Source organism: Acinetobacter sp. MF4640, from assembly GCF_002018895.1.
GTDB lineage: Bacteria > Pseudomonadota > Gammaproteobacteria > Pseudomonadales > Moraxellaceae > Acinetobacter > Acinetobacter johnsonii.
Genome location: NZ_MVOM01000014.1, coordinates 23888 through 50098 on the forward strand (window position 1 = coordinate 23888; position 26211 = coordinate 50098).

Sequence of the window (26211 nt, forward strand, 5' to 3'; positions counted from 1 at the left end):
GATGGTTCAATTCACCAAACAGGCAAAAAGCAACCAAGACCATCTGCAAACATGGCAAGACCGTGGCTTGATCATTCCTGATCTTGCACGGGCAGACCGCTATTTAAGCTTTATTGGCTACTATCGCCTATCGGCTTATACCATTCCATTTCAGCAAATTGTCACTACGCCTTCAACGGTTTTACATCAATTTAAAGCCAATACCACATTTGATGATGTACTCGATCTATATATCTTTGATCGGGAGTTACGGCTCTTGGTTATGGATGCGATTGAACGTATCGAAGTCGCTATACGGGCACAAATTTGTAATGTGTTATGTCATCTTTCCAATGATGCTTTTTGGTACACCGATGAACAGCATTTTAATTATGGCTATGCCCACATGCGCTTGCTTGCCAGTATTGAACGGCAATTACTGGATGAAAAAAGCCGCTTAGAGCGTGATGAAAAAGCCATTGATCAACGTAAATCTGTATCGCAAGCTGATAAAGATGCTTTGAAAGACAAAGTGCGTAAAGAAAACTTCTTACGCCACTATTTATCTAAATATGACAGTCCAAAATTACCGCCTTCGTGGATGATGATTGAAATGCTGACTTGGGGCGAACTCAGCCATCTTTATGTTGGACTTAAATCGACTCAAGCCAAAAAACAGATTGCTCAAAACTTAGGAATACATGCCGAAGTTTTAGAATCATGGCTGAAAACGCTGAATGATGTACGCAATATTTGCGCCCACCATAGCCGACTATGGAATAAAGAACATGGGCGAAGTATCAAGATTCCAACGTCAAATGCAATTCAATGGCTTCAACAACCAATCATATTGAGTAATACCGCGATTCGCTATGAGAAGCGTACCTATATGCTTTTGGTGGCAATACAAACCTTACTTTATAAGATCAGCCCAAATTCAACATGGGCAAAACGACTCAAAGATTTAATTGAGCAGTATCCATCACTATCCAAAGCCAACATGGGAATGCCTGAGTTATGGTATCAAGACCCGTTTTGGCAATACGCATTACAACAGAATTAAAAATTAGGGAAAAAGCATGAATATTTTGACAGACAAAGCTCATTATGAAAGTCACTTAGAAGTCTATATTGTGCAAAAACTGCAAGCGCAAGGTTGGGTGGTTGGGCAAAGTAAAAACTACCATACCGAATATGCACTCTATCCCGAAGATTTAATCACATGGATTCAAGCCACACAGCCTGAAAAGTGGGAAAAACTGCAAGCCTTGAATGGCAATAATACCGAAAAACGCATCATCGACCGCTTGGATGATGAACTGAATAAGAAAGGCACAATCCATATCTTTCGTAATGGCTTTAGCATGGCGGGCGCAGGCACAATCGACCTCAGTGAAAGCGCACCCGAAGATGGACGCAATCAAGCCGTCATTGACCGCTATAACGCCAATATTCTACGTGTTGTCCCACAACTCAAATATCATCCATCCAAAGATGCAGGGATTTTGGACCTTGTGTTCTTTATTAATGGCTTGCCAATGGCAACGGTGGAAATTAAGACTGAGTTTAACCAGTCTTTAGAAGATGCCATTGAGCAGTATAAAAATGACCGTAAGCCGATAGACCCTAAAACAAGACGTAAAGAGCCATTGCTGACACCCAAGCGTGGTGCAATTGTGCATTTTGCCTTGTCTGAATCTGAAATTGCCATGACCACCGCTTTAGATGGTGAAAGCACCTATTTCTTGCCGTTTAACAAAGGTAATCAGGGACATGCAGGCAACCCTCCTGCGGATGCAGCCAAAGGTGAGGATTATCCAGTGGCGTATTTTTGGGATTATGTCTGCCAACGTGATAATTGGCTGAAAATTTTCCATAATTTTGTCTATGTAGAAAAGAAAAACAAAGTCGATCTATATGGTAATTGGACGGTACAGGAACGCCTGATTTTCCCGCGTTACCATCAGTTTGATGCGGTGAATAAAATCATAGCCGATGTGCAAGAAAAAGGCGTAGGACTGAATTATCTATGTGAACATAGTGCAGGCTCAGGCAAAACCTCTACAATTTCTTGGGTGTGTCATTCACTGGTGCGTTTGCGTCACAATGACGGTACACCGTTTTATAACTCCGTCATTGTGGTGACAGACAGAACGGTACTGGATGACCAGTTACAGGAAGCCATTCAACAATTAGACCATCAGAAAGGCTTAATTGCTGCAATTAACCGTGATGACAAAGAACATGCAGGCAAATCGAAAAGCAAACAGCTTGAAGATGCACTGTTGTCCAATAAACAGATCATTATTGTGACCATTCAGACTTTCCCGCATGTGATGGAAGCGATTCTGACCAATACCAGTTTAAGCGACCGTAACTACGGTATTGTCATTGATGAAGCACATACCTCGCAAACAGGCTCAACAGCATCTAAACTGCAAGCGACATTGGCATTGCAGTCGGGTGAAGCAATGGCTAACCTGACTGTTGAGGAATTACTTGAGCAGATTCAAAAAGCCCGTGTACAGTCTAAAAACATCAGTCACTTTGCCTTTACTGCAACCCCAAAACACTCGACTAAAATGCTGTTTGGGCGCACTAAAAATGGTGAGCCTGCCAGTGATGACAATTTACCTGAATCCTTTCATTTGTATCCGCAACGTCAAGCCATCGAAGAAGGCTTTATTTTAGATGTACTGCAAGGCTACGTGCCTTATAAAACAGCTTTTAAACTCGGCGGTGAAGCTGTTGATGATGATAAACGGGTCAATTCTAAAGCAGCCAAAAAAGCCTTAGCCCGTTGGATGGCTTTACACGCGACCAATGTCACCCAAAAGGTGCAGTTTATTATTCAACACTTTCACCACAATGTTGCCAATTTGCTTAATGGTCAAGCCAAAGCCATGATCGTGACCAGTTCACGCCCTGCGGCAGCACGATATAAAATTGCCTTGGAAAAATATATTGATGATAACCCTGAATACAGTGCCTACCGTGTCTTGGTGGCATTTTCGGGTAAGCTCACGGGCAAACAGATTAGCCATGAAGCAGATGGTGATAGCGAAAACGGGGTGCTATTTCAAGTTGGTGAAGATGCTGAATTTACCGAAGCCAATATGAATGCCGATGCACCTAATTCTGATTTACGCATCGCATTTGACCGCCCTGAATATCGCTTAATGGTAGTGGCGAATAAATTCCAAACAGGCTTTGACCAACCCAAACTCTGCGCCATGTACATTGATAAAGTCATTGCCAATGAAGTTGAAGTGGTACAAACCTTGTCACGCTTAAACCGTACCACCACAGGCAAAGATCAAACCTTTGTAATTGACTTTGTAAATGACCCTGAATGGATTTTAAAGTGCTTCAAAAAGTACGACAACGGGGCAAAAATGGTGGATGTACAAGACCCGAATGTGGTTTATACCATCAAAGACAATATTGAAGAACTTGATCTGATTACCGAAGATGATTTGGAGGAGTTTAAAGCAGCTCGTTTTAAAACTATCCGCGATATTAGCAATCATGATTTCAAAGAAACCACACATCCCGACCTGTTTAAAGCAACCGATCGTGTCGCCCGCCTGTTTAACCAAAAACTGAAAATGCTCAAACAGGCGATTGAGCTACAGGAAACTGCATTTGATCAAGCCAAAGCAGACGGCAATGATGAAGGCGCAGAAAAAGCCGAATTTGAGCGCAAGCAGTTAGACGTAGAATTACAAACTTTAATGCGCTTTAAAGGCAATTTGGATAAGTTTAGCCGTATTTATTCCTATGTAGCACAGCTTATTGACTTTGGCGATCCTGAACTTGAAAACTTCTCGGCATTTACCAAGCTCTTATCCAAACGATTAAATGGTATGTCTGCTAAAGAAATTGATATTTCAGGCTTGGTACTGACTGGCTTTGGCATCTTTAAAAAGAAACTTAAAACCGATGATACCGATCATCCCGAAGCGGATGAACCTCAACCATTAGCCCCCATCCAAGGCACAGCCAATGGTGATTTACAGCCAACCAAAATGACTTATCTGAAAGAAGTCATTGATCTTATTGCTCAGACTTTTGGCGATATTTCCACCCGTGAAGAACAGGTGGTATACATCAATCATTTAGTAACCATTCTACGAAATAACGATGTAGTTATGGCTCAGATTGAAAATAATCCTGAATCCACAGCCTTGCAAGGTAATTTGCCATCGGCAACGAAAGGCGCAATTATTCAAGCACTGACCTCACATCAAGACTTATCAGCATTGTTGCTCAAGACCGATGCACAAGCGATGCAGAATGTGATCAAGGTGCTGTATAAATTGCTTAAAGATGGTGAAACCATTGATGTGCATCGTCTAACATAACGGAGTATTGGAATGATTGATATTCTGCAACTGGAAGGTGTACAGCCGATAGATTACCGTAATGAAGATGGCTGTATTATGATTACCGTACAGTCAAGCGGTGAGCATTTGGAAACATGCCCTGAATGCGGTGGACGCTTATATAAGCACGGCCAGCGTATCAATCATTTTGCTGATACCCCCTTGCAGATGCAACCTGTAAAAATTGAGGTGATACGAACACGCTATCGCTGTTCTGAATGCAAAAGCATGATTACCCCTCAACTCAGCTTCTTAGATGAAAAACGCAGAGCGACCCATCGGCTGATTCAGCAAGTACGCAAGCGTTGCTTAGATCGAACCTTTACGCAACTTGCCGAAGATACGGGTGTAGTCGTGAACACCATTAAAAACATTACGCTCGATTTCGTGGAGGAATTAGAACGAGATATTAAGTTTGAAACTCCAACGATTATGGGTATTGATGAACTTAAATTGATGGGAACATATCGCTGTGTCATCACCAACCTTGCTATGAACAGCTTATATGATATGTTGCCTGAAAGAACTCAAGATACATTGATACCATACTTCGCCAAACTGCCTGATGCAGAAAAAGTAGAATGGATTTGTAGTGATATGTGGCGACCCTTCAAAAAGTCATTCCGTCTGCACCTACCAAATGCCAAGTTGGTTATTGATAAGTTTCATGTAGTGAGAATGGCAAGTGAAGCTTTAGACACTGAACGTAAAGCTTTACAAAGTAGTTTGGATCGTGATGCCCGACTGAATATGAAAAAACATTTACGGTGGATACTGCTTAGACGACCAAATTCATTGACCGAAGATCAACAAAGAATTTTAGGAAATTTAGAAAAATGGCATCCTGAGTTTAAGGAAGCTTATGACCTCAAAGAGCAGTTTTATAATATTTATGAAGCAACAACCAAAGACGATGCCATACAAAGGTTTCATGAATGGGAAAGCAGTATTCCCAAATATTTAAAGTCTTTCCGTGACGTTGCTAAAACTGTGAATAATCACTTTGAGGATATATTCACCTATTGGGATGCGCCAATAAGAATTACCAATGCTTATACTGAGGGGCATAATGGTATTACAAGGGTCGCAAATCGAATGGGACGAGGATATACCTTTGAGGTGCTTCGAGCAAAAATGTTATATAACAAAGTGGCTCGATCTATTACAACTTTAAAGACTCCATCATCTTCATTAAAATCAACCGAAGGTTATGAGGGTTTAACTGCATTTCCAACCAAGCAAGAGAATAATAAGTTGGAATATGGCGCTTATATTCCAACCTTGGTTGAATTGTATGGCGGTGATGAATATTTAGATGAAGAACTAATTTCAACCATATAATGCAAATAGCCTTTTTAATAAAACCTACGTTTTCTTGATTCGCACTGTAGAGTCCAATTTTATTACTAAAGCGTGTGTACTGACCTTTTTTGAGTGAATTTTCCGCCATGTCTTTCCCTACTCTATGCTTTGCCAAAAATGTGAAACTATTTGTTGTGTAATGCCAAAATTTTCACAAATAAGTGTATTACTAATAAGCATGAAAGCAACATAAGGCTGTTCTTTTTTTAGCTAGTTGATTCATAACCTATAAAAAATAGATATGAAAAAGCCCCAATGTTGCAAATGGGACTTTTTTGTTGCCAAGGTTAAACTACTTAGCTAAAACTTGATCCACTGAACCAATTAACTTTCGGATTACTTCACCTTCTAGGGTGTTGTTATAGGTGTGTCATTTCAAATTTAAATTTTATCCCACCTCTTGAACAAGAGTATTAAGAATAAAACTGGATAAGCAATTGGCCATAAAACTGTAAAAAGTATTTTTGATGAATAAGGACTAATTTTCATCAAAAAAATTTTATTAATAAAATAGTACCCCGTTAAAACATAAAAAACCGCACTAAAGTACTGGTGCATATTAATCAGTAAACACCACCAGATAATAGCCCAAAGAATCGCTACAAAAGTAAGGTAAAGGTAGAAAGCTTTATTTAGTTGCATGTTCATCATCTTTGTTCGGCATAACATTACCTTTTAAAAATCTACAATTGATCTAGTTCCCTTAGGAAAAAAACCACTAATTGCTTAGTGGTTCGTTCTGATCTGGTGATTAATTGGATTCCGTGGATATGACAATAGATGTCATATAAAACCTTCTTTGAACTGTCGCCCTTCCAGCGACTCTAAGTGCATTTCAAGGAAATCTATTGCCACTTCTGAGTAATTTGCGTTGGCTGAACAATTCACCAACTTTTCATCACAAAGACATTTTCCCAAATTTGCCAACTGAGTAACCAACTCATTTCGTACAGAAGCCAAGCTGAGAGCTTCAATCTGAGCTTGCAGTTCTTCACTGAAAAACTGCAGTTCCATACGATTACCACATTGTTGTTGCAGTAGATATTTATTTAATACCGCTACGGCTTTAGCGGTATTTAATTCACCGTTCATCAATATTACTTATTGTGACGGTACTGGCTTGGATAAACAGGGTTTGGATCAGCCCATAAACCAAGGCGTTGAGAACGTGCGTTGCTTTCAGCACTCAAAATAATTTTATCTTTGAGATATTCACGATAAGCCCATGCATAGCCATCTTTAACTTGCTTATAGTTAACACTATTCACGATGTTTAAGTTGGGCACTTGGTTTGTACGCATCTGAAAAATGGTACCAAGAGTACGACCGTAGCGGTCCTTACTATTTTCTTGCACATACACAATCGTTTCATGCAAGAAACTGATGTTCTGACGCGATTTCTGACCAAAAGCTTGACTTTTTTCTGGTGCATCAATCTGGTTGAAGCGAACACGGATCTGCTCATTGTTGTTGTTTAAAACGGTGATAGTGTCGCCGTCAGAAATACGTACAACTTTGCCAACAAAATCGGCTTGAGCTGCAGTAGCAACAACAGACATGGATAAGGTTAAAGCTAAACTTTTTAAAGTTGTATTAAGGTTCATTTTGAATCCTTAGTGGGTAAAGAATAGGTAAATTGTATCGCATTACGTAACTGCAATTTTTTTCTTAAAAAATATATTCAGCTGATTAGTTAGGATTTATCCCCTTTCTCTCAAGCCATTTTTTCCATTGAAGTGCATACGCAACTAAACCAGGTTGTTTCGCCGTGCCATTGCGATATATCGCATTAAAAGATGGCGTCCATGAGTGGTAAGCAGCTGCTCTAACCCAAAAATCGGTTGACGGTTTTGTGGTTAATCGATTTCGCAAGATCTTGGCTGCAAGTCGCGCATTCAGACATCCATCAGTACGCACATAATGGCTGTTATAATTTTCAAACATACCGCCACGTTTAAAGTGCATGGAATTGATTTGGAATTGCCCCATATCCAATGAACGGTTTTTGTTTTGCGCTGTTTGTCCATTGGTACCACGCTCTTTGCTATGTATACCCAATAAAACATACAGCGGAACACCTTCTGACCGCGCAGCATGAATAACACAACTCAAAGTAGCGACTCTACCCGGTACGGTTTGATCGTAAGATACACTCGCTTGGTTGTATTGATTGTATTGCGTAGTTGGATAGGTATAAGAAACAGGACGGATATTCTGGCGAACGGGTTGTTGTTGTGGTGCTGGTGCTTGCTGGCCACTAGGTTGTGGTCCATTTTGTGCAACTGCCGTGCGCTCAGTGCTAGTCGGAGTTTCTTCAGTTTTTTGCGGTGTGTACTTCACGCCCAAGTAACGACTCGTAAATCCTCTTGGCTTTGCTGGCGCCGTTTCTTGCTGAGTGTTGGTCATGACCTGAAATGGTCGATATGGTGTACTTGATCCATTAGAATTGACATGGTTTGCATATGCACCTAGAGCCTCAGAACTTTGAGGCAATTGAGCATAAGCAACGCTTGATCCTAATAGAGTCGCAAATAGCGTTGGTTTTAACAGCATATTAATCAGCACCTTTATCGTTGTTGTTGAAATTGTCGATTAGGTGCTGTTTACGGTCAGCTAACTTATTCAGTGTTTCAACTGGCAATGGGTTTTTGCCGTCATACCACGATAAGCTATATTTTTTTGGCGCATAGCGGAACCATGCCAAGAATGGCGCATTCGGTAAAAATAAAAGACCAGTACGGACTTGCCACGCACGATAAGCTGAATTGATGCTAACCATGTATAGATAAAACACCAATAATACACCTGGTACAACAAGCATTGGATATAGCGCTTTAAAGAACATATAAACTACGTAGAAGCCTGTAAACATAGATAATGCTAAATACAAATAAGACGAAAACTGATGGTTTTTAACAAGCTTGTCTATTTCATCATTACTCATTGAAGCTAAACGTTCTTGCCCTCTTGGGTAGTGAGTATTAGCAATGAGTCTTTTCAGTTGTTTAAAATTGTTAGGTGCGACAATTTCATATTCACATAAAGGGTGTGCACATACCCAATTCACGTTGCCTTTATAAGAACGTGGAATCCTGTTGTCATGCATTAAAATCGATTTACCGCATTCGGGGCATGTTGGAGACAGCATTGATCTAATATTAGATAAATGCGGTAAAAACCCTTTTCTAGCTGAACTCCAGTGGGTTTTACGCCCGAAATCAAAAAAGACTCGCTTTAAAATACCTGATTTACGGGGTTGACTAGCTTCAATTGCCTGTTTAATGGCAGCTTCATCTAAAACCTCATTGGTAATATTTACCTTTTGTGTAGCACTATCAGAACTATTTTTATCTGAAGACATACTTTTACCTACGGACTTTTATTATGTAGAATACGTTATTATATTAAAGGATTTTCAACGTGTCTAAAACCCTTTTTATTTTCGCAACGGTTATTTTAATTTCCACCCTTTTAAGTGCCTGTAATAACTCTAATACTCCAAATGAACAAGATCCATTAAAAGGTCAAGAACAGAAGTTTTTAGACGAATCGGCAACGAGTGAATCAAAAGAACTTGTGTTTTATGACTTGGTAGATCCTAAGAAAAAAGACCAACCTATAAAGGCTGAAGAAGCAAGTGCTTCCGAGCCTGAAGCCCAAGAACAACAACCTGAAAACGCCTTATCTCCTGAGGTTCTTGAAGCGATTCGTAAACATACAGAACGACAAGAAAAAAAGGAAAATGCACTCAGAACAATAGCTGAAGCTAAGCGTATTGAAGCATTATTAGTAGGTAAAGATCGCAGTAGTGATGATGGCTATACCTATAACAGTGATGAATAATTGATATATCAATGGTTTTAACCAATACAAACTTATTATTTTAAGTTAAAATGATTTTAAATTTTTTGGTATATACGGTTATGTTTAACAGTGCTTTTAAGAAACATAAAATAAAAATATGTTTTGGCTTGCCAATCATAATTGTGGTTTCGATCTTAATATTCAAAATCTACTCCTACCCCTTTAAGCCAAGACTCTTAAGCCCCGATTGGATTGAAAGTCGCTACAATGGTTGGGAAGTTGAACATCATGACTTATGGATTGCTACAATTGTGGATGTTGTTGGTCCAAAAACAGTAAAAATTAGAAATCAAAATGGAGAAGAAAAAATTATGGATCTTCTCTATATAAATGCTTTGCAATCTTCGGAAAAAATGAAAAACCTCTATATCAATAGCTTGTCCGGTTATGTTGGCCAACAGCTATTTGTAAAAGGAGATTCAGACAAAGCGCGGTTTAATGGCGTCTTGATCGATGGTAACGGTGAAAATATCAATCTAAACCTAACTTATGTACCAGGTGCGGTATTGGATATGTCATCAACTGCATACATTCATGACCGAGAAAAGCAATTAGTTCCTTATTTCGCGAATATCAATTCAGAAAATAGAACGTTTTAAGTTATAAATTAAGGGATATTAGAAAGGCCAAGCTATGCCAGCACCATTATGTTTTCTCACACTGGAATTTACCGCCAAAGTCAAGAATCCAGTTGATGTGCCTGACATTATTAAGTCGTCTATTTTGACGCGTATTAAAAAGTGCCGCACATCATCAATAGAACAGGTTCAGTATCTTTATAATGCTGAAGAGAGCTACTGGAAGCCAAAAAAACAAGTCACTGAAGAAGCAACTCAATATCATGGCATCACCAATGAAGATTTATTAACGCAAGACTCAATCAATGGTCTAAAGATTAAAAACTATGTTGTGTATTGGGCAAACGTTTATACATTTAGAATTTTGCAAAAAAGCAAAGTGAAGTTTTTTAATCACCGCTTTATCTTTTTAAACAACTTAATCAACGTGATTGGTGAAGATGGTTCCCTACCCATGACAGAATGGGCACGTTTAGCCAGTGCAGCTTCGGGAAATAATGAATTTCCAGAAGAGATACTGACTAACACTAACAATAAGGTCATCTGTTTGACCGTTATATTTGATTATATTTCTGAAAAATTAACATCACTTTATGGTTTGGATCTAAATAAGCATTACGATCTGGTTGCTGCAGTACAATACAACAGTGCCATCAAAGCTAAGAGTCAAAAATCATTAAAGGTTCATAAGCTTATGCGTGATGATTTTAATGAGTTTAAATTGCTTTTAGACAAAGGCATGGAGATTAAGAGAATTAAAAAGGAATATTTTATAAATAATAACTATCTCCCTTAAACCTAAAAGCCACTTTCTTAAAAGTGGCTTTTTTTACGTTAAACATAAAATAAACTATCACTAAAACCCTTTTTTAAAATATAATACTTTTAATTTCTATTTTAACTGGTGATACATTGTGAGTTTAATTAAGAAGCAAAAAGACATTCTATCTCACGACCCTCTTGTTTCAATTTTTAGTAACAATGACCTTTTAACAATCTCAGTTGATACGGATTCTGAAGATTTGAATCGTCAACCTAAAAATATAAAAATCCCGAATGCCGATCTTAAAGAGTTAACAATACAAATCAGTGGTTTTGATACTTTAGAAAACAATGATGTTGGTCGTTATTTCACTTGTTCTGGTACCGTAGAGCTCGTTAATACACTAGGTAATGGTGAAGAAAAACGTTTTGTATTAGCAGAGCCAAAAATCAAAGTAAACGTGGTTAAAAAAGGTCATTTACCGCAAACAGAACAAATTAAACAATTGGTTCGTAATGCGTGGATGGATGCATTTAGTGATGGTTGCCAAAACATTAACCAACCTTACCACTATGAAGATGAAACTTGGTTTGAACGCTTCAAAGGTAGCATTATTGGTAAGTTTGTACTGATCGTACTTGCCACTTTCTTCGCTGCTTTCATTGGTTTGGCTATTTTTGGTTATGTTGCTGGTAAAAAACAACAGGACCCAACATTAGAAATTGCGAATCAAATTGCTCAAGATCCTGAAGCATTAAAGCAATTGCTGAATCAATATGATCAACAAAATAACCAAGCTGGTGCACCTACTCCACAAGCATTACCAGAACAAGCAGCTGAGCAAGAAAGACAGCAAGAAATTAGCTCATTCGGTTTAGATGCTGGATCTAGCGAATAACGCTGATTAAGCAATAAAAAAGCACCTTAGTCATAAATACTTTGGTGCTTTTTTTGAGCCTAAATTTATTATGCAAATTTAAAAAGAATCCAAATGATTACGAGATGTACTGGATAGAACCAGTACGCCCACTTCCCCACTGGCGGTAATTCAAAAGGTATATTCATGTGCTGTCCTTTCAGTAGGAATTGTGCACCAATATACGTTGCAATGGCGCTACTGACAGCAAATGAGAATGCCAAAGAATATGTAGTCATATCCGTATAGTAGCCACCAATCAACCAGTTGAAAATGTTGGCCAATGAAGTGAGCAAGACGCTGATCATTAAAAAGTATTTCTTAGAACGAACGTTGGTTGTTTTAAAGAATAAATACAGGAATACAATTAATAAAACGCCCCACACGCTATACATAATAAAATTAGATAGCAATGTGGTCACGACTAACAGAGAGACAAACTGCAGCGTTGCATATTTATGTTTAGATTCCCCCAATACAACAAGCAAAAATCCTAAAAGCAACGTAGGCATGACGTTCAGTGTTGTAAATGGCTCTTGGTTGAATAGTTGATACGGTACTTCTGATAGCACACAAAACAACGCCAAATTTTTAAAATAGTTTTTTAATGTATGGGTTTTCTTTTTAGGAATAGCTTGGTTCAAATTGAATGCAAGCATGATACAAAAAATAGGAAAAGCACAACGGCCAATCGTCCTCAACAACAGATTATATTGAGGAAATAATATTGATGCGTGGTCAATAACCATGGTCACAATCGCAATCCACTTCAATAGATCCAAGGCTCTATTGCGATCTCGCACGGCGCTTTGGCTAATTACAGCTTCTTGTAGATGAACCATGTGTTATTTTTCGCTAAAGGGTTTGTATAAGCATCACTACGCTGTTTTCGGGTGTTGTTACGATTATCTAAGATCTCAATGCTATTCCAACCTTCGGGATAACCGAGCACCAGGCCAGAGTTATAAAATCTCGTGCGATGACGCTCTTCATCGCCGGCATAAAACAAGTACGCACGAATATCGTTATACGGTCGATGCCCGACCAATACGTTATCTTCATCACGATCAAAGTACTCATAAATTAAATCCGTATATTCACGATTGAAGTATCCGCACTTCTCAAACAGATCTGCACTTGAACGAAAAGTAATAGATTCCTTGGCCAGTGTTTTATTTAAAATCATGCGAGTGACATTACGAGCAAACACGGGCAAATTAAAATGCACAGGCAAATGAATTTCATTTATTTCGGACAAATCAATAGGATCACCAAAAGGACTAGAAAGTTCTAATGCTTTTTGATAAAAGTCCATCCATTGTGCAAGATATTCATCAACAAACTTTTTCTCACCATAATAAATTGGTAATCCATCAACCGTTAAAAGGTTTTGTGGAGGAAAAATATTGTTTCTTAAATCTAAGATGCTTTGTTTTAATTTTGCGATTTCGATTGGATCACTAATCATAACAACTCACTCGAATTAGAGTATTAAAATAATTATATAGGGTTTTAATTAATTGGATATAAGTTTTTAGCTCAGTAAATAAGCATTTTTGTTGTGTGGCGAATTAGAATTGATAAAAAATTTAAAAGAATATTTATTCTAGGAATTATTGATACAATGTATCTAATTTCTTACGAATTAGTATATACAATTGGGATTACTATGCTTACCCCTGATCGAATAGACAAAAAAGTTAATTTGGCTGGAATTGACAAGTCGTGGACCAATTTATTAAATCACTTGGACATTGATAGTCATCCTGAATACAACATCAATAAAACTCAGCCATGGTACTTGGCTAATTTTGTAGATTACCTACGCCTACTCAACTTTAAGTTTGATGAATTAAATCTAAGAGAGATTCGTGCAGTTGATTATGACTTGGTAGATTGGTCATTTCTTAAATCTAATCGCCTAAATGGTGTTGAGGTGTTTAAGGACCTTACCATTTATCTGCAGAAACCCATTTTTGTTACGCAATATCCTAAATGTGTAGCCATCAATGCTGATGTTCGCGATCGTAAGCTTGCAGAGGTTATTTATGATTACTACAGACGCTTCTTACCGTTTTTCTATTCATTCATTAAATTGATCAGATCAACGCAGCGCTTATCTCTAGAACGTAAATTCCCCGTGATTGATAACTTTATGTCTAATTTTGGAGATCTTAGTACTGGTGAGTTTTATTCAAATATTCCATTTGATGATGCAGAGCTCAAAAGGATTTTGAAAAATGGCTTTGAAAAATATAGAGAGCATAAATCAGAACAGCGGTTTAGCCGTGCCATCGCAGAGCTAACACCGATGTTTAAAGCTTTGTCTGAATACTTAAAGATTGTGTCTACGGTTAACTACGTGGATCTAGACCTTATTCACTTCTTACACAATGCATTTTTGGGTAAAAACTTTAATGTTTATTCAGATCTATTCGCTTTGGATAAAGAACCTAATTTGTTGGTCAATTTAAGTTGGACATACACAAAAGCATTTCAATATTCATAAATAGCACCATGGTCGTTTATGTGCATCGGCTATATCAAAAGGAAGAAGAATATAGCGATCTTTTAACGAAAGGGCCTGGCCATACCGAAGTTTTGTAGCAGAAGAAAAATCTGTACTGGTTTTGCCCGTGGCAAAGTCTAACCAAAAGACGTCATTTCCATCGCAGAATAAACCTAAATTATCCTTTTCAAGCGCCACATACTTGATATAAGGATCATCTATTTGTGAGATCGAGGGAATATATTGATAGTCCACCTTTCATACAATATGTTTGCGAACGTGGTGCACGGCGATCGGTTGATCTATGGACCGTGCGTTATCCCATGCTACCTGAGCTTGCTCTAAAGTATATACGTGCGCTTGACAACATTCGTTGTATAGCCCTTTCCGTTAAAACCAGGCCACCCAATATTTGAGCCGACATTATCTCTAAAACAAGCTAGGTAAAGTTCAGTCATAAGGTTTCTCTTAAGCAACTTTCTTATTCAGTATGTGTTCGGCTAAGCGCTTGATACCGCCACCGTCCGTAATTAAATGTTCAAATAATTCGCCATTCGGGTTTTTAACTCCTTCCAACTGGCCTTTTTTGATGCCTAAGACATCAGAAATAATTGGATCTGAACCCGAATCAGCCAACAAGTAATATGCCGAGATCTGTTTGATTTGACCGTCACGGTCTAAGCGACCAATACATTGATCATGAACACCAGGCGACCAATCCAACTCACCAAACACAAATGTTTTGCATTTTGAGTGGTACTGCAAGCCATCAAGCCCGGCAGATGAACGTAATGAACTAATGAAGACTTTGCTTTCATCATTCAAGAATGCTTGTTTAGAACGTTCCTTAGCTGCAGGTCCTTCCGTGCCTGTATACATAACAGGATTGAATTCAGCCAAGCGTTCTAGCCAAATGTTGTACACATCTCGATGCCAACCATAAAGCATGACTGATTCACCAGACTCAACAAGCATACGCACGAACTCAGCGACATACGGCGCTTTGGCGATACCTGTTGCTTGGCGCATCATAATATTGAATTCTTCTGTCGCACGAAGCTTTTGCCCTTGGAATTCCTGAGTAGAGCTTAAAATTACTTTTGCCAGTTCCATTGCCTTGCCCTTAATTTGATCCAGTACTTTAGGATCGCTTTCGACATATTGAGGGATGATTTGTACTGGCGGTAACTCTCGATTTACATCTGCTCGAGTACGGCGCAACATTAGACCTTCATCACGTAAAAACATCCCAAACGCTTTAGGATCATTAATACGTTTTTCTTGTGAACACCACTCACGAGCGAATTCAGTAGCGGTACCTAAGCTATCAGGACGCAATATTTCAATGATGTTGTAGAATTCATCACCGTAGTTATAAATCGGTGTAGCTGATAGACCGAGGCGTAATTCAGCTTGGTCACTAATGAGTTTAGCAGCGGAATACTTTTGCGATGTATAGCCAGTCCGTAACTCTTGGATCTCGTCAAACACTACGTACTTAATCTTTCCGGCAAGATATTCAGCCCAACCGTTCAACTTTGAATAACTGGTGATAATGACATCGGGTGCTGCTTCACCCTCTTTGTGCAATGGATAAGGCGATGCTTTCTTTAGGATGTGACATTTTAGGTGCGGAGCAAAGCGTTCAATTTCATTCTTAATTTGCATTGGAAGATGTGTCATTGTCACAAAAAGCGCCGGGAGCGATTCAGGTAGAATCATCGGACATATTCCACTCGCTGTTTTGCCAAGGCCCAAATCATCCCCCAAGAGCAAACCTTTAACATTAAGTAGTAGATCTGCAGCTGCTCTTTGATACTCATATGGAGGCACAGCAAGATCAAATGTTTTGATCGGACGTTTATAGTCCATCACATCCAAAATATCTTCTTTTAGCGACACATAAGCCTTAGATTGCGCTTTCATGTATTTAAGATCATCAACACGCATTGGATAACGTTCAATAAACCAAAGTAGGTCGTGACAATTAGACGGCGTATCGCTTAACTCAATAAATTTTGATGCATGTTGGCTGACTTTTGGGAATACACGCTTAAGTCGTGTTTTAACATGTGGTTCACATTCAATGTGCCAGTTTTTTTCTTGACGAGAAATGGTGCCGTAAGATTTATACATTAGAAGACCCCCACTAAAATACGATGGCGGTAAATAAATTTATTGTTCAGTTGGATTGGAATGTTATTCACCCAATACGGTGTACCAACCACATAGAGCGCTTTTATGCTGTCATGGCTTAAATAACGATTGATCTGACGCAATAATGCGTTACGTGCACCATCTATTTTTAATTCAACACCCACCTTGCCGACATCAAGCTCAACAGTAAAATCAATGATGTCTTTATTTGATAGACGAACCTCACGTTCATACGGAATCTCATTGGCAATAAACATTTGCTCAATCGCGAGTTGTAAGTCTTTTTCGTTATAAAAACGGTATTTGTGTGAAGAAAACAGAATTCCAAGCTCTTCAATCGTTTTCATTCTGCATCCCCTTGGTCAGCTTTAGCAGCCTTTTTGTTTTTCTTCACCTGGCTTTTATCAATGGATTTTGACGGTACCAGTTCAACTTCACATTCAGTACACGACAATCTAAAAGTAGGACTACACGTTGCACCACGGCCACACTCAGGACACGCAAAAGATGCCCTAGTCTGTTTCTTAGGCTCAGGCTCTTCAAAATTGGCTGAACCAAGCTCTTGATAGAGTGTTTCACCGATCATAGTTTCTTTGAGTACAAAAAACTCGTTATCATCGCCGTTTGGTTGTTCACCCTTATAAAGTTTAACAACCTTAGGTTCTGGTATTGGTTGGTCGTCATCATCTAGCGGATCTTCATCAAAAGCCGTTGGATAATAACCGCCAAGGTTTGCAGCGGTATTTGATATGTCGATTAGTCCGATCGCTACATCAAAGGGATTCATTGTAGTGGGAGTCGGTTCCTCAACTGGCTTCTCTTTTTTAGGTGATTTCAAAGCTGAATTGATTTCATTGCCAAGTAAGGCAATATGAAATAGCTTTGGAGAAGCAGTCGGAATGGACTCCAACAACTGCACTTGCTCTTGAATCATTTCAAGACTGGAAATCGTTTTGGGTGCGTACTTGTCATACCATTTGATGATACGCCCTTCATCGACAAGCTCATTGCACACTTGAATAAACAAGCCATCAGGTACAACGATTTCGGTCATCTTCTCGCCTGTCGTGCGACCTTCTTTTGTGCCGTCATCAGTCATAATCAAACCGATCTCAAGCATAAATGTCGCAAACTCAGCATTGTGATATGAGCGTTTAGATGGCTCACCACAAATGCTTTGTTTCATATGACACATCTCATGTGCATAGCATTTAAAAATGTTAAGCAATGGTTGGGTGCCAAAGTAATCAGGGTTAAGGGCCAGTTCGTGCGTATACGCCGTATCATCTTCTGTCGAAGCAAATCTATTCTCAGACCAATAACCGGTATTTTTGTTGATACGTTGAAGCGTAATCAAACAATCTGGTAATTCATTTTTGAATAGCCTTTCATTGAAACGGTCATACACCAACTGCAGTTCTTCATAAAACTGCAACGTAGTTCTATTCTTTATGTTCATTTTTCAGTCGTCCAAACAGGATCAAACTAGGTGTGGATTGTACAAAACAACGCTTAAAGTTTACGCACAGCTTAAAATACAGTCAATAGTTTAAAATAATCAGCAAAGCATATATTTTTTAAAAAAAAAGTTTCCAACACAAAAATAAGTATCATGAAAGTGTGGGTTTAATGAATTGTGGTTGATTTTCATAATACGAGTATTACGCTTTTTGAGGGTTTTAAGTATATTATAAGCCACTTTTGTTTAATGCACATAGAAGTTACTTTTAGCGTTTATAAATGCTGAATAATACCCTTATTGTCAATAGGGCTTTATTTAAAGTAATGGTTCTTAATAATGCTGTTTATAGAAAACTGGATATCGAAATGAGTCTGAATAACATAAAACTAACAGCCAATTGTTTTGCCCTTACACACCCTGAAAATGAAAAGAACTTGTTCAAGTACATTTTTAGAGAAATGTTTAAACGAAATAAGGTCGAGACATTCTGTTCCGCAAAAGTCATATTTTTTACTGATGGCAAGCACATCTATTTAAGAACGTGCGTATCGGACGTCAAAATCCCAATGGCCAAAGAATACATTGAAATTTCGCACGGTCAGCAAATCACTGGAAAAATCATGGTTCCTCTTAACCGAGAGTGTAGCTTTAACCGTCAAGAAATTGAAGAATACATTTCGGTCCACGGCGAAAAACCCAAAGGCAATTCAGGTAAGAAGCGTAAAAATCTAACTGCAGATGAAGCAGCCGAATTCACCAAAAACGCTCTTAGTAGCAAAGGTCTATTGGATGTCACTATAATTGAGCAACAATGTGGACCACAGCTCAGCATTTTGAATATTCCAGTCCAGACCAGAGATATTTCATTTAGTGCGACTGTTGGGGATTTAGTGCTATTTAAAACAGCATGGCTCAATGGTATTGGTCGTGATAAAACCTACGGCTTTGGAATGATCCGCTTAGATGGCACTTTGTTTACACCGCCTTGTAATAATAGTGCTCACGCCTAATCGAAAGGACTTTTAAAGTCCTTTTTTAAACGAATTTTTTCAGATATTGATCTGATGTAGATCCTGGTTACTCAACATGAGAAATAAAGATTTAGATCCAAAGATAGGAATACCGCTTAAAGTCATCACAGCGCGATTAGAGCATGTGAAGTTTAACCTCAATGGCTTAATGAAACGTGTAGAAGCTTATGCGATCGCACGACAAAACAGTAAAGATCCGCACGAATGCCTAATCAGTGGTGATGAATGGACATATGCTGCACTAGATTGTCGAGATCCTATCTGGCGTGAACGAATGAAACGCACCAGTACCATTATGGGTGTTCAAGCCACTGGCCAAGAAATCCCACTCTCATTTATCAATCAGCTACCTTGCAACATTGGTGAAATCATTACCCTTGGCTCATGGAGCCTAACCAAAAATATTTATCGGTTTGAAGATCAAGTCATTCAAATGCTTGTGAAGACCGAATATAACCGCAGTATCCCCGGATTCCTATTAAACCTACCTGATATTGCGATCTACGTTCAAACAGATAACGCCAACCTCTATGTGCAAAATGAACAAGTGGTCGGTGTTATTTTTGCGAAAAACACGTTAAACGATCGCAAGGTGCTATTTACCACGGTATATACCGATACTGGCTTAGCAAAAACCATTACCATGCACTTCCCTGATGATGATGATTTTGAATCAACTGTTGAGGACTGCATGACCGATTTCATTGATACGTTTTTTGATGAAAAGAACTTGCCAGATGAACAAGAAATTAACACGTTCATGGAACTGCAGAAGAAGCTAATCAATTTGATTCTATGGTTCAGCCAAAAAGAACCAGATCTCAGACCATTAACACCAGAAACAACACAAGCCAAGCCTAAATTAGAGCTGATTAAGCGTGAATTGCGTTTATTTGAGGCTAATAAGTACAAGCCGACTATTGTTGGTACCGAAACAAATAAAAAGATCAATGAAGCGATCCTAAAGCGCGATGAAGATCTAAAGTCTGGCAACTACAAAGGTACCAAAAAACCACATCCACGGATTCCTCACTGGAACTTTTACTGGTTGGGCAAACGTGGTACCAAAGAAAAATGGGTTAACCATTGGATACCATTTCAGATTGTTGGCGGTGTGCCTAAAGAAAAAGCCACCTAAAAATAGAAAGAGCCCTAAGGCTCTTTTTTTTGGGTTGGTCAAACAAGAATTTCTTTTTCGTTTTTATCTAGATTCATGCTTAAACCTCTTAATAAGCTCACTCGATAATAACAATAGATATGCTTAAATAGCATTTTTTTCCAAAAGAAATTATTAGCGGATTTTATATATTTTTTAAGAAAAGTTTTTGAGTACTTTTATTTATTAAAATTGAATTATTAAGCAAGGAGTTATAAAACATGGCTAAATCAATAGACCAGTTATGGAGTGAATTACAGCAGATTCAATTTGATGAATCTAATTCCCTACCATGCGAATTCCATATCTGGAATAAAGGTGCATATCGCTATCAGATCCTAGATTGGTTTGAAGCAAATTCTGAAAATGGCGTATTAAGCTTGCAAGGCAAAACCCATAAAACCTTATGGGAAGAGTTTGGCAACACCCCGATAAACAATGATGATGAAATCGAAGAAGACTTTCATCTATGGGGCAAGGGTACAGACCGCTTTATTATCTGGCACTGGTTTGATGCCCAATTAGAACACGGTGTAATTAGCTTAATTGAGAAAGGAGTTGCGTAATGGGATTATTTACTTGCCATCACTGTAATAGTGATATTGATACTAACGATAAAAAGTCTGGCCATCAGGTGAATGATGTAATTCAAGAAACCTTTTGTTCTGTTGACTGCAGTATTGAATATCTGGTGCATAACTCACAAAAGATTGCAGTAGATCAATACGGTAGTTTGCCATTAAGCAATGAAAACCTGAATGAATTCATTGAAGCATTTTCAAATGAGGGTGTTGAAGATGATGTCTTAGAACACATCAAAGCTGAACTCTGTTAAGTAGTCGCGCAGCTGCTCTAAACAACACTGACAATGGCATTTAAAAAAAGGGCTTAAATCAATTAAGCCCTTTTCATATTTATACGATAAGAAAACTTTCTAATGTTTTACCAGATTCAATCTCACGATTTAACCAGGATGGACGTTTACCACGACCGGCCCACACTTCTTTGTGGTTATTCGGGTTGCGATATTTAGGATCTGCTTTAACCACTGGCTTTTTATTTAATTTACGATTTTCGCCGTGCTCATTTAATTCAAGAATAGTTAAGCCTAATTCTTTTGCGATCTCAAACATTTTGAGATAACCATCATCAAGGTTCGTATTCTCTACTACAACAATTTGGTTTTGTGCCTTTTTAATTAGGCATTCTAACTGGTCTTTACTTAGGTTTTCAATTTCCATAACTAAACTCGAAAAGTTGGTTATATCAAATATACATCAGTGCGTTTTGTTTACAACCGCATACGGTGAATTTAATTGATTAAAATATTCAACTTATTCCATGGCTATTCTAATTTTTAAGCAAAAATTATTCCCACTTTAAATCCATTAAACTAAAAATACATTCAACCTGTTAGGTAAATTAATATGTACAAGTATCTCATGATGAATCTTGCGATTAACGAAACATCAGCACTACCAATTGGTATCCGTATTTGTGATTTTAATATCGGCTTATATGTCTCTAAGAAAATTTCAGAAGTGCCAGCTTTGATGGCATTTGTTAATTACACCCTGTTTAAGTATTCAAGCTATGAGAGTGAAGAACTTGAAGACATTAAAACCTTATTAGAAGAACATGATTTTAAAACTCGCTATGACTCTTGGGAAATCAGCGGTGATTCTTTTTACGTTTTGGGTTTTAAAGAAATTACAAAAGACGAGTTTGAGTTATTGCAAAAACTTGACCTGTTGACCGTGGTAGACGAATACAACTACCACCATAAACTTTTGTCGAGTCATGGTGAGCATAAGTTTGACGAATATTTCAAAGACTTTAACGAGTCTAAAGAGCAAGAAATCTTAAAAAGGTTTAAAGACATTGCGTTCAATTTAAAAACTGACGACTCATTAAACACAGTGTTCGCCCAAGACGTTATAGAATTACTGACTACCTACAAGTTTGGTACAGCTTTAGAACTAATCGACAGTAATCACAGCGATATTAGAAACCGTTTCTACTATAGCCACACGCTTGAGGGTGACTTTGCATCTGGAGCAATTCAGGTCATTATTTCAAATTATAAAGAAACTGGCGTTAAAGAGCCTTACACAGTGGTTGAACCTTTAAATATAGAAATCATGCTTGAAGAAGAACAATGCTTTGATGATGAATATGCAAATCTACTGACTGAATGCCAGTATGTATTAAACCTCATTAAAACCGACTTATACACCAACACTTTTGAATAAACCAAGCCTTTAAGAGAGAAATCTCTTAAAGTTGAGCTTAAAAACGTAAACGATGTTTTTTAATTGATTAAAAAAGGTTTTTTATTTTTAGCGCTGCAATGGCGCTCGTCATTATTAATTCTTTCTTGATGCTTAAATAAGTATTTTTTAAAAAAACTTTATCCGTTCATATTCTTAATATAATGAAACCTAATCAAGCAAATAGCTTAAAATTTGGAGAAAGCTCATGAATTTAAACCCTAATTTTTGCCCGATCGATTTTAACGAAGTTCACGGCGGTACTGACAATTTACCTTTGTTTTTGGTTAAAGCGTCACGCCAGGATTCTAACGATGACGAGCATAGTGAGCATTTCTTCATTCGTGCACCTCATGAGAACCGTTTGGCTTTCTTCCTTGCCCACATGTTCAAATCACATGTAGATAATGCCCTTTTGACCTTGGAAAACTTGGCTGAAGAAAATTATCAAAATATCCCTGAATTGGAAGAGTTGATGTCTTCATATGGTGTGATTGATGGCGTTGGCGAGGATACGCTTTTTGATTTCCGCGTTAAGGAACTCACACTTGATAAAGCGCTGGAGCTGGTCGAATTCATTGAAATTAACCCACTCAATACTGATATTGTGGGTTCACTATTCTTGGAGGCACTTTAATGAATAGTAGCTTTATCTTAATTAATGAAGCTATGGCGCCTATTCGTAAGAATATGGCGCTTTTGGAAACCCTGTTATCTATGATCAGTACTGCAGATCAAGACCACGGCGACCAAAGCCCAAGCTTCCACATTAATATCCATGCTGGTATTGAATTGCCTGATCATGAAATTGCATATACCACTTTAAAAGGTTTTGCAGAGCTGACCGAAGATCATAATCTTTGTATCTATATGAATCCTGAGCTGTCAGAAAATGGCTTTATGTTGCTATCCACTCAAAACGTGGTACCTGATTGCTATGACAATTCTATCTTTGTAGATCTGTCGAATCAGTTATGCAACTTCTTCAATCAAGAAGTACAGCAGTTAAACGATCAAGCGCAAACGGCGTTAAAGCTGTTGTTACAGCATAAAATCAATGGAACAGCGATTCGCACGTTCAACCCTGAACAATTGCAGATCTTACAGAAAATCGCTGCATTAGATAGCTTCATGCTCGATGACCAGCGCGATTGGTTTTACTTTTCCGAAGTGACCATTGATAACGCCTATAAAGACATGAAAAAAGGTTTAGAACTGTTGGTTCTCAACGAAGATATTAAGGATGCACTTAAACAGCTACTTGATGCAAACAACATGGAGTTTTGTGATTTACCAATACTCGTGGTTTTGTATCCCCTACTGGTTAAGTCTGAAGAAAATAACGAACTGGTACAGGCTTGCTTAAGTCATCTCATTGGCAACAACTTAATCAATGAGCCGTTTATTGCTGGTGTACAACTTGAAGCTGGTGCATTTAATAGCGAAATGAACACCTATACTTTATTGCCACACATGAAAGCAGTAAAAGAATTGCTGATAGATATTGAAGCAGATCTCACAAAAGTTTAACCGTTTTACCTGAGCTCATTGCTCAAAACCTTGGAGTTGTTATGGATACTATTGTTCGCGTTAAATCAGTTGGTGTTTTAGGTCTATCATCTAAAATCACGACATTTGTAATCGACATCGAGCTTGATGGCGGTAAATTAAAAATTGAAGATCAATTGCTTCATTTTAAGAATACTTTACGTACAAGCTATCGAGAATATGATGAAAGTTTAGCGATCGTAAACAATAAGGCTATACTTTCCAATTTAGACAATGCAGTAAAACCAAACGAATTGCATGCTTTAGTTGATGATTATATCGACTCAGTTTGGGTAACAGATGCCAATAAAAACACCACTCAACAGCGCCGTGCGTCACTTGGTTTGCACAATCCAACGATAAAAGACAAAGGTTTTTTGAAAGAAGCCCTTTTAAGTGAAGTGAAGTTAGCCTACAAAAACTATATCAATCAGAACGTAGAAGCCTGATCAGATCGGAAGTATGTTGCGACCAGCATACTTCTTTTTTTTTGAACCTTAGCCTAGAATCATCCAATATCATCGCTTCATACCAAGAAAATCATGCCATATCTCATATATTTAATGTTCCTTGCGTTTGCAAGCGCCGTAATTTTAGTGAAAAAGGCTTATGGTCTTAACATCCAATTATTTGCAATGGGGATTGTCGTCATCATTGGACAATTGGCAATTTTTTGTTTTATCAACGCAGCGATTAACATCAACAATGAAAAACAACATCGCAATGCCGTCAAAACCTTGCACTATGGCGCTTCATTTTCATTAATTGTGGTCACTACACAGGTCTATTTATATAAGTATGTGTTGCACAAACAGGAATATTTGACCATGGCAATTTACTTTTTAGGAACGTGGTTTGCAATCACCCTTTTAGACTCAGTGTTTAAGTTGATCAAAGTTGGTATTTTTAATAGCAAGAAAGACAGTGCTGAAGTTGTGAACTCAACGCGTAAAGTGACGGTAATTACATTAGCGATCTGTATGTTTGGGTATTACTTATTTAGCAAATATGCATTAAACATTAACGTACTAAACTAGACATCTTGTAAGGAAAACCGCACCTAATACACAAGCGCAATAACCAGCAAAAAAGAACATCCTTTTAATTATTGCGCTAATCTTTTCCGTCACAGCACTGTTATAAACAAAAAACACAATCATAAACATTAAAACGATCGTGCAGGCGAATAAGGTAAAACCAATTAAATAAGTAAAAGCAAAGTCAAAGATTAATACCACTGGAAAACCAATAGATACAGCCATTAAAGCTATTGTACTTGATGCATTCATATCTTAAAGCCCATCTAGCAACTGGTTTAATCGTAGCGATAAATAAGGTTTAAAACTGAAACTTTATGATTGAGATTGGTCAATGCACATTACCAAAATGTGCTTGGTATATACCAGAAAGCAAAGAACCAGACGCAAAACGCCTGGCTCTTTAAAATTGAAAGGTGAATAAAAAAACACAAAACACTTGAACGCATTTCTTATTCAAGGTCAGTTTAATTAGATTTCTTGCCATTGTCTATGTAATGTAAACGTGGACAGCATTAAAACAATCTATATTTTTTGAAAAAAGTTTTAAAAATGTACAGTGAAATATAATGAATGTATGAGCTCAATGCTCACCATTTGGAGAAATTATATGAACTTTGAAATCTTATCTAAAACAAAAGTTGTCGGTCTACAAGAAGATTCTCTCACCTCTTTTCAAAATTTTATGTTAGAAAATATTGCATGGGATAGCCAAGTCCGTGCTGATTATTACCAGTCAAATAAGAATACTGTACTGCTGGAGCTACCAGTACGTTTACGCCGTGACATTCAAATCGAAAACATCAACGGCGCTTTAGATGCACAAGTTAATTTTGAGCTGATCTACAAGCAAGACCAAGGCAAGTTGGTATCTTCATTGGTCGTTGATACGCAGTACTTGTTATGTATAGATGATCAGGATATTGATCTTTGGTCAATCGACAGCGAACTCAGTTTCTTACAAGAAGCTGACCGCAATCACCTTAAGAAGCTTATGCGTCATTGCGATGATCGTTTCCATGCGTGGATGCGCGAGATTAAGTCTTACTTCAATCGTTTGACAGTACAGCCGTTGCATCTTGATATGCAGATCAAAATACGCAAGATCGTAGGCTATACAGCGGTGCTACCTAAGACCTTTCCATAAGGTTTTAGGTGTCAGTATAAAAACAAATAGACCGCAATTAAGCGGTC

General features: G+C 38.0%; 29 protein-coding genes. 18 read left to right on the top strand and 11 right to left on the bottom strand.

Annotation, left to right across the window (positions count from 1 at the left end; translation table 11 throughout):
* Position 1 precedes the first annotated feature (1 nt).
* The 3 genes from MF4640_RS06560 to MF4640_RS06570 are packed head-to-tail and all read left to right on the top strand — an operon-like array spanning position 2 to position 5705.
* On the top strand, positions 2-1042 hold the full coding sequence (locus tag MF4640_RS06560; RefSeq protein ID WP_078389071.1) for an Abi family protein: 1041 nt from the start codon (positions 2-4) through the stop codon (positions 1040-1042).
* A 16-nt stretch (positions 1043-1058) separates the two neighbouring features.
* Positions 1059-4343: a type I restriction endonuclease subunit R gene (locus MF4640_RS06565; protein WP_078389072.1), complete on the top strand. Its 3285-nt coding sequence runs from the start codon at positions 1059-1061 to the stop codon at positions 4341-4343.
* 12 nt (positions 4344-4355) lie between these two features.
* A complete protein-coding gene (locus tag MF4640_RS06570; protein WP_005006145.1) occupies positions 4356-5705 on the top strand; it encodes an ISL3 family transposase in 1350 nt (449 codons plus the stop codon).
* Positions 5706-6509: 804 nt separating this feature from the next.
* Here MF4640_RS06570 and MF4640_RS06580 read toward each other — a convergent pair.
* The 4 genes from MF4640_RS06580 to MF4640_RS06595 form a co-directional block, all read right to left on the bottom strand.
* Positions 6510-6818, bottom strand: a complete 309-nt coding sequence (locus MF4640_RS06580) for a hypothetical protein (RefSeq protein ID WP_005006143.1) — start codon at positions 6816-6818, stop codon at positions 6510-6512.
* A gap of 5 nt (positions 6819-6823) precedes the next feature.
* Complete coding sequence (locus MF4640_RS06585) at positions 6824-7330, bottom strand: thermonuclease family protein (RefSeq protein WP_005006141.1); 507 nt, start codon at positions 7328-7330, stop codon at positions 6824-6826.
* A gap of 85 nt (positions 7331-7415) precedes the next feature.
* Complete coding sequence (locus tag MF4640_RS06590) at positions 7416-8279, bottom strand: lytic transglycosylase domain-containing protein (RefSeq protein ID WP_005028500.1); 864 nt, start codon at positions 8277-8279, stop codon at positions 7416-7418.
* A gap of 1 nt (position 8280) precedes the next feature.
* Positions 8281-9087: a hypothetical protein gene (locus MF4640_RS06595; protein ID WP_078389074.1), complete on the bottom strand. Its 807-nt coding sequence runs from the start codon at positions 9085-9087 to the stop codon at positions 8281-8283.
* Positions 9088-9146: 59 nt separating this feature from the next.
* On the opposite strand from MF4640_RS06595, the gene MF4640_RS06600 reads away from it, so the two are divergent.
* From MF4640_RS06600 to MF4640_RS06615, 4 genes are all read left to right on the top strand, one after another.
* Positions 9147-9569, top strand: a complete 423-nt coding sequence (locus MF4640_RS06600) for a hypothetical protein (RefSeq protein WP_005028504.1) — start codon at positions 9147-9149, stop codon at positions 9567-9569.
* A gap of 80 nt (positions 9570-9649) precedes the next feature.
* Positions 9650-10189: a hypothetical protein gene (locus tag MF4640_RS06605; RefSeq protein WP_010591043.1), complete on the top strand. Its 540-nt coding sequence runs from the start codon at positions 9650-9652 to the stop codon at positions 10187-10189.
* Between the two features lie 34 nt (positions 10190-10223).
* Positions 10224-10964, top strand: a complete 741-nt coding sequence (locus tag MF4640_RS06610) for a hypothetical protein (protein ID WP_005006125.1) — start codon at positions 10224-10226, stop codon at positions 10962-10964.
* Between the two features lie 118 nt (positions 10965-11082).
* Positions 11083-11829: a hypothetical protein gene (locus MF4640_RS06615; protein WP_005028508.1), complete on the top strand. Its 747-nt coding sequence runs from the start codon at positions 11083-11085 to the stop codon at positions 11827-11829.
* Positions 11830-11897: 68 nt separating this feature from the next.
* Here the strand turns inward: MF4640_RS06615 and MF4640_RS06620 are convergent, their stop codons facing one another.
* Both MF4640_RS06620 and MF4640_RS06625 read right to left on the bottom strand, forming a co-directional pair.
* Positions 11898-12689 carry a TraX family protein gene (locus MF4640_RS06620; RefSeq protein WP_005028510.1) on the bottom strand — a complete coding sequence of 264 codons (792 nt, stop codon included), beginning with the start codon at positions 12687-12689 and terminating at the stop codon, positions 11898-11900.
* A complete protein-coding gene (locus MF4640_RS06625) occupies positions 12665-13315 on the bottom strand; it encodes a hypothetical protein (protein ID WP_005028512.1) in 651 nt (216 codons plus the stop codon). The genes MF4640_RS06620 and MF4640_RS06625 overlap by 25 nt, the downstream gene beginning before the upstream one ends.
* A gap of 201 nt (positions 13316-13516) precedes the next feature.
* On the opposite strand from MF4640_RS06625, the gene MF4640_RS06630 reads away from it, so the two are divergent.
* On the top strand, positions 13517-14356 hold the full coding sequence (locus MF4640_RS06630; protein WP_010591041.1) for a hypothetical protein: 840 nt from the start codon (positions 13517-13519) through the stop codon (positions 14354-14356).
* On the opposite strand, the gene MF4640_RS06635 is transcribed toward MF4640_RS06630, so the two are convergent.
* From MF4640_RS06635 to MF4640_RS06650, 4 genes are all read right to left on the bottom strand, one after another.
* Positions 14351-14611, bottom strand: a complete 261-nt coding sequence (locus tag MF4640_RS06635) for a hypothetical protein (RefSeq protein WP_010591040.1) — start codon at positions 14609-14611, stop codon at positions 14351-14353. The two genes, MF4640_RS06630 and MF4640_RS06635, sit on opposite strands and share 6 nt — an antisense overlap.
* A 213-nt stretch (positions 14612-14824) precedes the next feature.
* Entirely contained in the window at positions 14825-16492 is a 1668-nt protein-coding gene (locus MF4640_RS06640) for a DEAD/DEAH box helicase (RefSeq protein ID WP_005006110.1), read from the bottom strand.
* Positions 16492-16860 (bottom strand): hypothetical protein, encoded by a 369-nt coding sequence (locus MF4640_RS06645; RefSeq protein WP_005006108.1) that lies wholly within the window; start codon positions 16858-16860, stop codon positions 16492-16494. Before MF4640_RS06645 ends, MF4640_RS06640 begins: the two co-directional genes overlap by 1 nt.
* Positions 16857-17972: a SprT-like domain-containing protein gene (locus MF4640_RS06650; RefSeq protein ID WP_005028515.1), complete on the bottom strand. Its 1116-nt coding sequence runs from the start codon at positions 17970-17972 to the stop codon at positions 16857-16859. Before MF4640_RS06650 ends, MF4640_RS06645 begins: the two co-directional genes overlap by 4 nt.
* Before the next feature lie 368 nt (positions 17973-18340).
* Between MF4640_RS06650 and MF4640_RS06655 the strand changes: the two genes are divergently transcribed.
* The 4 genes from MF4640_RS06655 to MF4640_RS06670 all read left to right on the top strand — a co-directional run bounded on the left by MF4640_RS06655 (position 18341) and on the right by MF4640_RS06670 (position 20997).
* On the top strand, positions 18341-18985 hold the full coding sequence (locus MF4640_RS06655; RefSeq protein ID WP_227518627.1) for a hypothetical protein: 645 nt from the start codon (positions 18341-18343) through the stop codon (positions 18983-18985).
* Positions 18986-19061: 76 nt separating this feature from the next.
* Positions 19062-20144 carry a hypothetical protein gene (locus tag MF4640_RS06660; protein ID WP_005006100.1) on the top strand — a complete coding sequence of 361 codons (1083 nt, stop codon included), beginning with the start codon at positions 19062-19064 and terminating at the stop codon, positions 20142-20144.
* A 239-nt stretch (positions 20145-20383) separates the two neighbouring features.
* Complete coding sequence (locus MF4640_RS06665; RefSeq protein ID WP_005006095.1) at positions 20384-20728, top strand: hypothetical protein; 345 nt, start codon at positions 20384-20386, stop codon at positions 20726-20728.
* A complete protein-coding gene (locus tag MF4640_RS06670) occupies positions 20728-20997 on the top strand; it encodes a hypothetical protein (RefSeq protein ID WP_005028520.1) in 270 nt (89 codons plus the stop codon). Before MF4640_RS06665 ends, MF4640_RS06670 begins: the two co-directional genes overlap by 1 nt.
* 79 nt (positions 20998-21076) lie before the next feature.
* Here MF4640_RS06670 and MF4640_RS06675 read toward each other — a convergent pair whose 3' ends face one another.
* On the bottom strand, positions 21077-21403 hold the full coding sequence (locus MF4640_RS06675; protein WP_005006087.1) for an H-NS family nucleoid-associated regulatory protein: 327 nt from the start codon (positions 21401-21403) through the stop codon (positions 21077-21079).
* A 186-nt stretch (positions 21404-21589) separates the two neighbouring features.
* Here MF4640_RS06675 and MF4640_RS06680 point away from each other — a divergent pair, with 186 nt between their 5' ends.
* The 6 genes from MF4640_RS06680 to MF4640_RS06710 all read left to right on the top strand — a co-directional run bounded on the left by MF4640_RS06680 (position 21590) and on the right by MF4640_RS06710 (position 26164).
* On the top strand, positions 21590-22414 hold the full coding sequence (locus tag MF4640_RS06680; protein WP_005006085.1) for a hypothetical protein: 825 nt from the start codon (positions 21590-21592) through the stop codon (positions 22412-22414).
* A gap of 226 nt (positions 22415-22640) precedes the next feature.
* Positions 22641-23069: a hypothetical protein gene (locus MF4640_RS06685; RefSeq protein WP_078389075.1), complete on the top strand. Its 429-nt coding sequence runs from the start codon at positions 22641-22643 to the stop codon at positions 23067-23069.
* Complete coding sequence (locus tag MF4640_RS06690; protein ID WP_005006080.1) at positions 23069-23962, top strand: hypothetical protein; 894 nt, start codon at positions 23069-23071, stop codon at positions 23960-23962. Before MF4640_RS06685 ends, MF4640_RS06690 begins: the two co-directional genes overlap by 1 nt.
* 41 nt (positions 23963-24003) lie before the next feature.
* Positions 24004-24429, top strand: coding sequence for a hypothetical protein (locus MF4640_RS06695; protein WP_078389076.1), 426 nt, complete (start codon positions 24004-24006; stop codon positions 24427-24429).
* A gap of 93 nt (positions 24430-24522) precedes the next feature.
* Complete coding sequence (locus tag MF4640_RS06700) at positions 24523-25017, top strand: hypothetical protein (RefSeq protein WP_005006076.1); 495 nt, start codon at positions 24523-24525, stop codon at positions 25015-25017.
* Between the two features lie 610 nt (positions 25018-25627).
* On the top strand, positions 25628-26164 hold the full coding sequence (locus MF4640_RS06710; RefSeq protein WP_005028527.1) for a hypothetical protein: 537 nt from the start codon (positions 25628-25630) through the stop codon (positions 26162-26164).
* Positions 26165-26211: the final 47 nt, after the last annotated feature.

What these genes read in the sequence shown, in the direction of transcription:
- MF4640_RS06560 (WP_078389071.1), top strand. Translation starts at nt 2, where the DNA reads ATGGTTCAATTCACCAAACAGGCAAAAAGCAACCAAGACCATCTGCAA.
- MF4640_RS06565 (WP_078389072.1), top strand. Translation starts at nt 1,059, where the DNA reads ATGAATATTTTGACAGACAAAGCTCATTATGAAAGTCACTTAGAAGTC.
- MF4640_RS06570 (WP_005006145.1), top strand. Translation starts at nt 4,356, where the DNA reads ATGATTGATATTCTGCAACTGGAAGGTGTACAGCCGATAGATTACCGT.
- MF4640_RS06580 (WP_005006143.1), bottom strand. Translation starts at nt 6,818, where the DNA reads ATGAACGGTGAATTAAATACCGCTAAAGCCGTAGCGGTATTAAATAAA.
- MF4640_RS06585 (WP_005006141.1), bottom strand. Translation starts at nt 7,330, where the DNA reads ATGAACCTTAATACAACTTTAAAAAGTTTAGCTTTAACCTTATCCATG.
- MF4640_RS06590 (WP_005028500.1), bottom strand. Translation starts at nt 8,279, where the DNA reads ATGCTGTTAAAACCAACGCTATTTGCGACTCTATTAGGATCAAGCGTT.
- MF4640_RS06595 (WP_078389074.1), bottom strand. Translation starts at nt 9,087, where the DNA reads ATGTCTTCAGATAAAAATAGTTCTGATAGTGCTACACAAAAGGTAAAT.
- MF4640_RS06605 (WP_010591043.1), top strand. Translation starts at nt 9,650, where the DNA reads ATGTTTAACAGTGCTTTTAAGAAACATAAAATAAAAATATGTTTTGGC.
- MF4640_RS06610 (WP_005006125.1), top strand. Translation starts at nt 10,224, where the DNA reads ATGCCAGCACCATTATGTTTTCTCACACTGGAATTTACCGCCAAAGTC.
- MF4640_RS06620 (WP_005028510.1), bottom strand. Translation starts at nt 12,689, where the DNA reads ATGGTTCATCTACAAGAAGCTGTAATTAGCCAAAGCGCCGTGCGAGAT.
- MF4640_RS06625 (WP_005028512.1), bottom strand. Translation starts at nt 13,315, where the DNA reads ATGATTAGTGATCCAATCGAAATCGCAAAATTAAAACAAAGCATCTTA.
- MF4640_RS06630 (WP_010591041.1), top strand. Translation starts at nt 13,517, where the DNA reads ATGCTTACCCCTGATCGAATAGACAAAAAAGTTAATTTGGCTGGAATT.
- MF4640_RS06640 (WP_005006110.1), bottom strand. Translation starts at nt 16,492, where the DNA reads ATGTATAAATCTTACGGCACCATTTCTCGTCAAGAAAAAAACTGGCAC.
- MF4640_RS06645 (WP_005006108.1), bottom strand. Translation starts at nt 16,860, where the DNA reads ATGAAAACGATTGAAGAGCTTGGAATTCTGTTTTCTTCACACAAATAC.
- MF4640_RS06650 (WP_005028515.1), bottom strand. Translation starts at nt 17,972, where the DNA reads ATGAACATAAAGAATAGAACTACGTTGCAGTTTTATGAAGAACTGCAG.
- MF4640_RS06655 (WP_227518627.1), top strand. Translation starts at nt 18,341, where the DNA reads ATGAGTCTGAATAACATAAAACTAACAGCCAATTGTTTTGCCCTTACA.
- MF4640_RS06660 (WP_005006100.1), top strand. Translation starts at nt 19,062, where the DNA reads ATGAGAAATAAAGATTTAGATCCAAAGATAGGAATACCGCTTAAAGTC.
- MF4640_RS06665 (WP_005006095.1), top strand. Translation starts at nt 20,384, where the DNA reads ATGGCTAAATCAATAGACCAGTTATGGAGTGAATTACAGCAGATTCAA.
- MF4640_RS06670 (WP_005028520.1), top strand. Translation starts at nt 20,728, where the DNA reads ATGGGATTATTTACTTGCCATCACTGTAATAGTGATATTGATACTAAC.
- MF4640_RS06675 (WP_005006087.1), bottom strand. Translation starts at nt 21,403, where the DNA reads ATGGAAATTGAAAACCTAAGTAAAGACCAGTTAGAATGCCTAATTAAA.
- MF4640_RS06680 (WP_005006085.1), top strand. Translation starts at nt 21,590, where the DNA reads ATGTACAAGTATCTCATGATGAATCTTGCGATTAACGAAACATCAGCA.
- MF4640_RS06685 (WP_078389075.1), top strand. Translation starts at nt 22,641, where the DNA reads ATGAATTTAAACCCTAATTTTTGCCCGATCGATTTTAACGAAGTTCAC.
- MF4640_RS06690 (WP_005006080.1), top strand. Translation starts at nt 23,069, where the DNA reads ATGAATAGTAGCTTTATCTTAATTAATGAAGCTATGGCGCCTATTCGT.
- MF4640_RS06695 (WP_078389076.1), top strand. Translation starts at nt 24,004, where the DNA reads ATGGATACTATTGTTCGCGTTAAATCAGTTGGTGTTTTAGGTCTATCA.
- MF4640_RS06700 (WP_005006076.1), top strand. Translation starts at nt 24,523, where the DNA reads ATGCCATATCTCATATATTTAATGTTCCTTGCGTTTGCAAGCGCCGTA.
- MF4640_RS06710 (WP_005028527.1), top strand. Translation starts at nt 25,628, where the DNA reads ATGAACTTTGAAATCTTATCTAAAACAAAAGTTGTCGGTCTACAAGAA.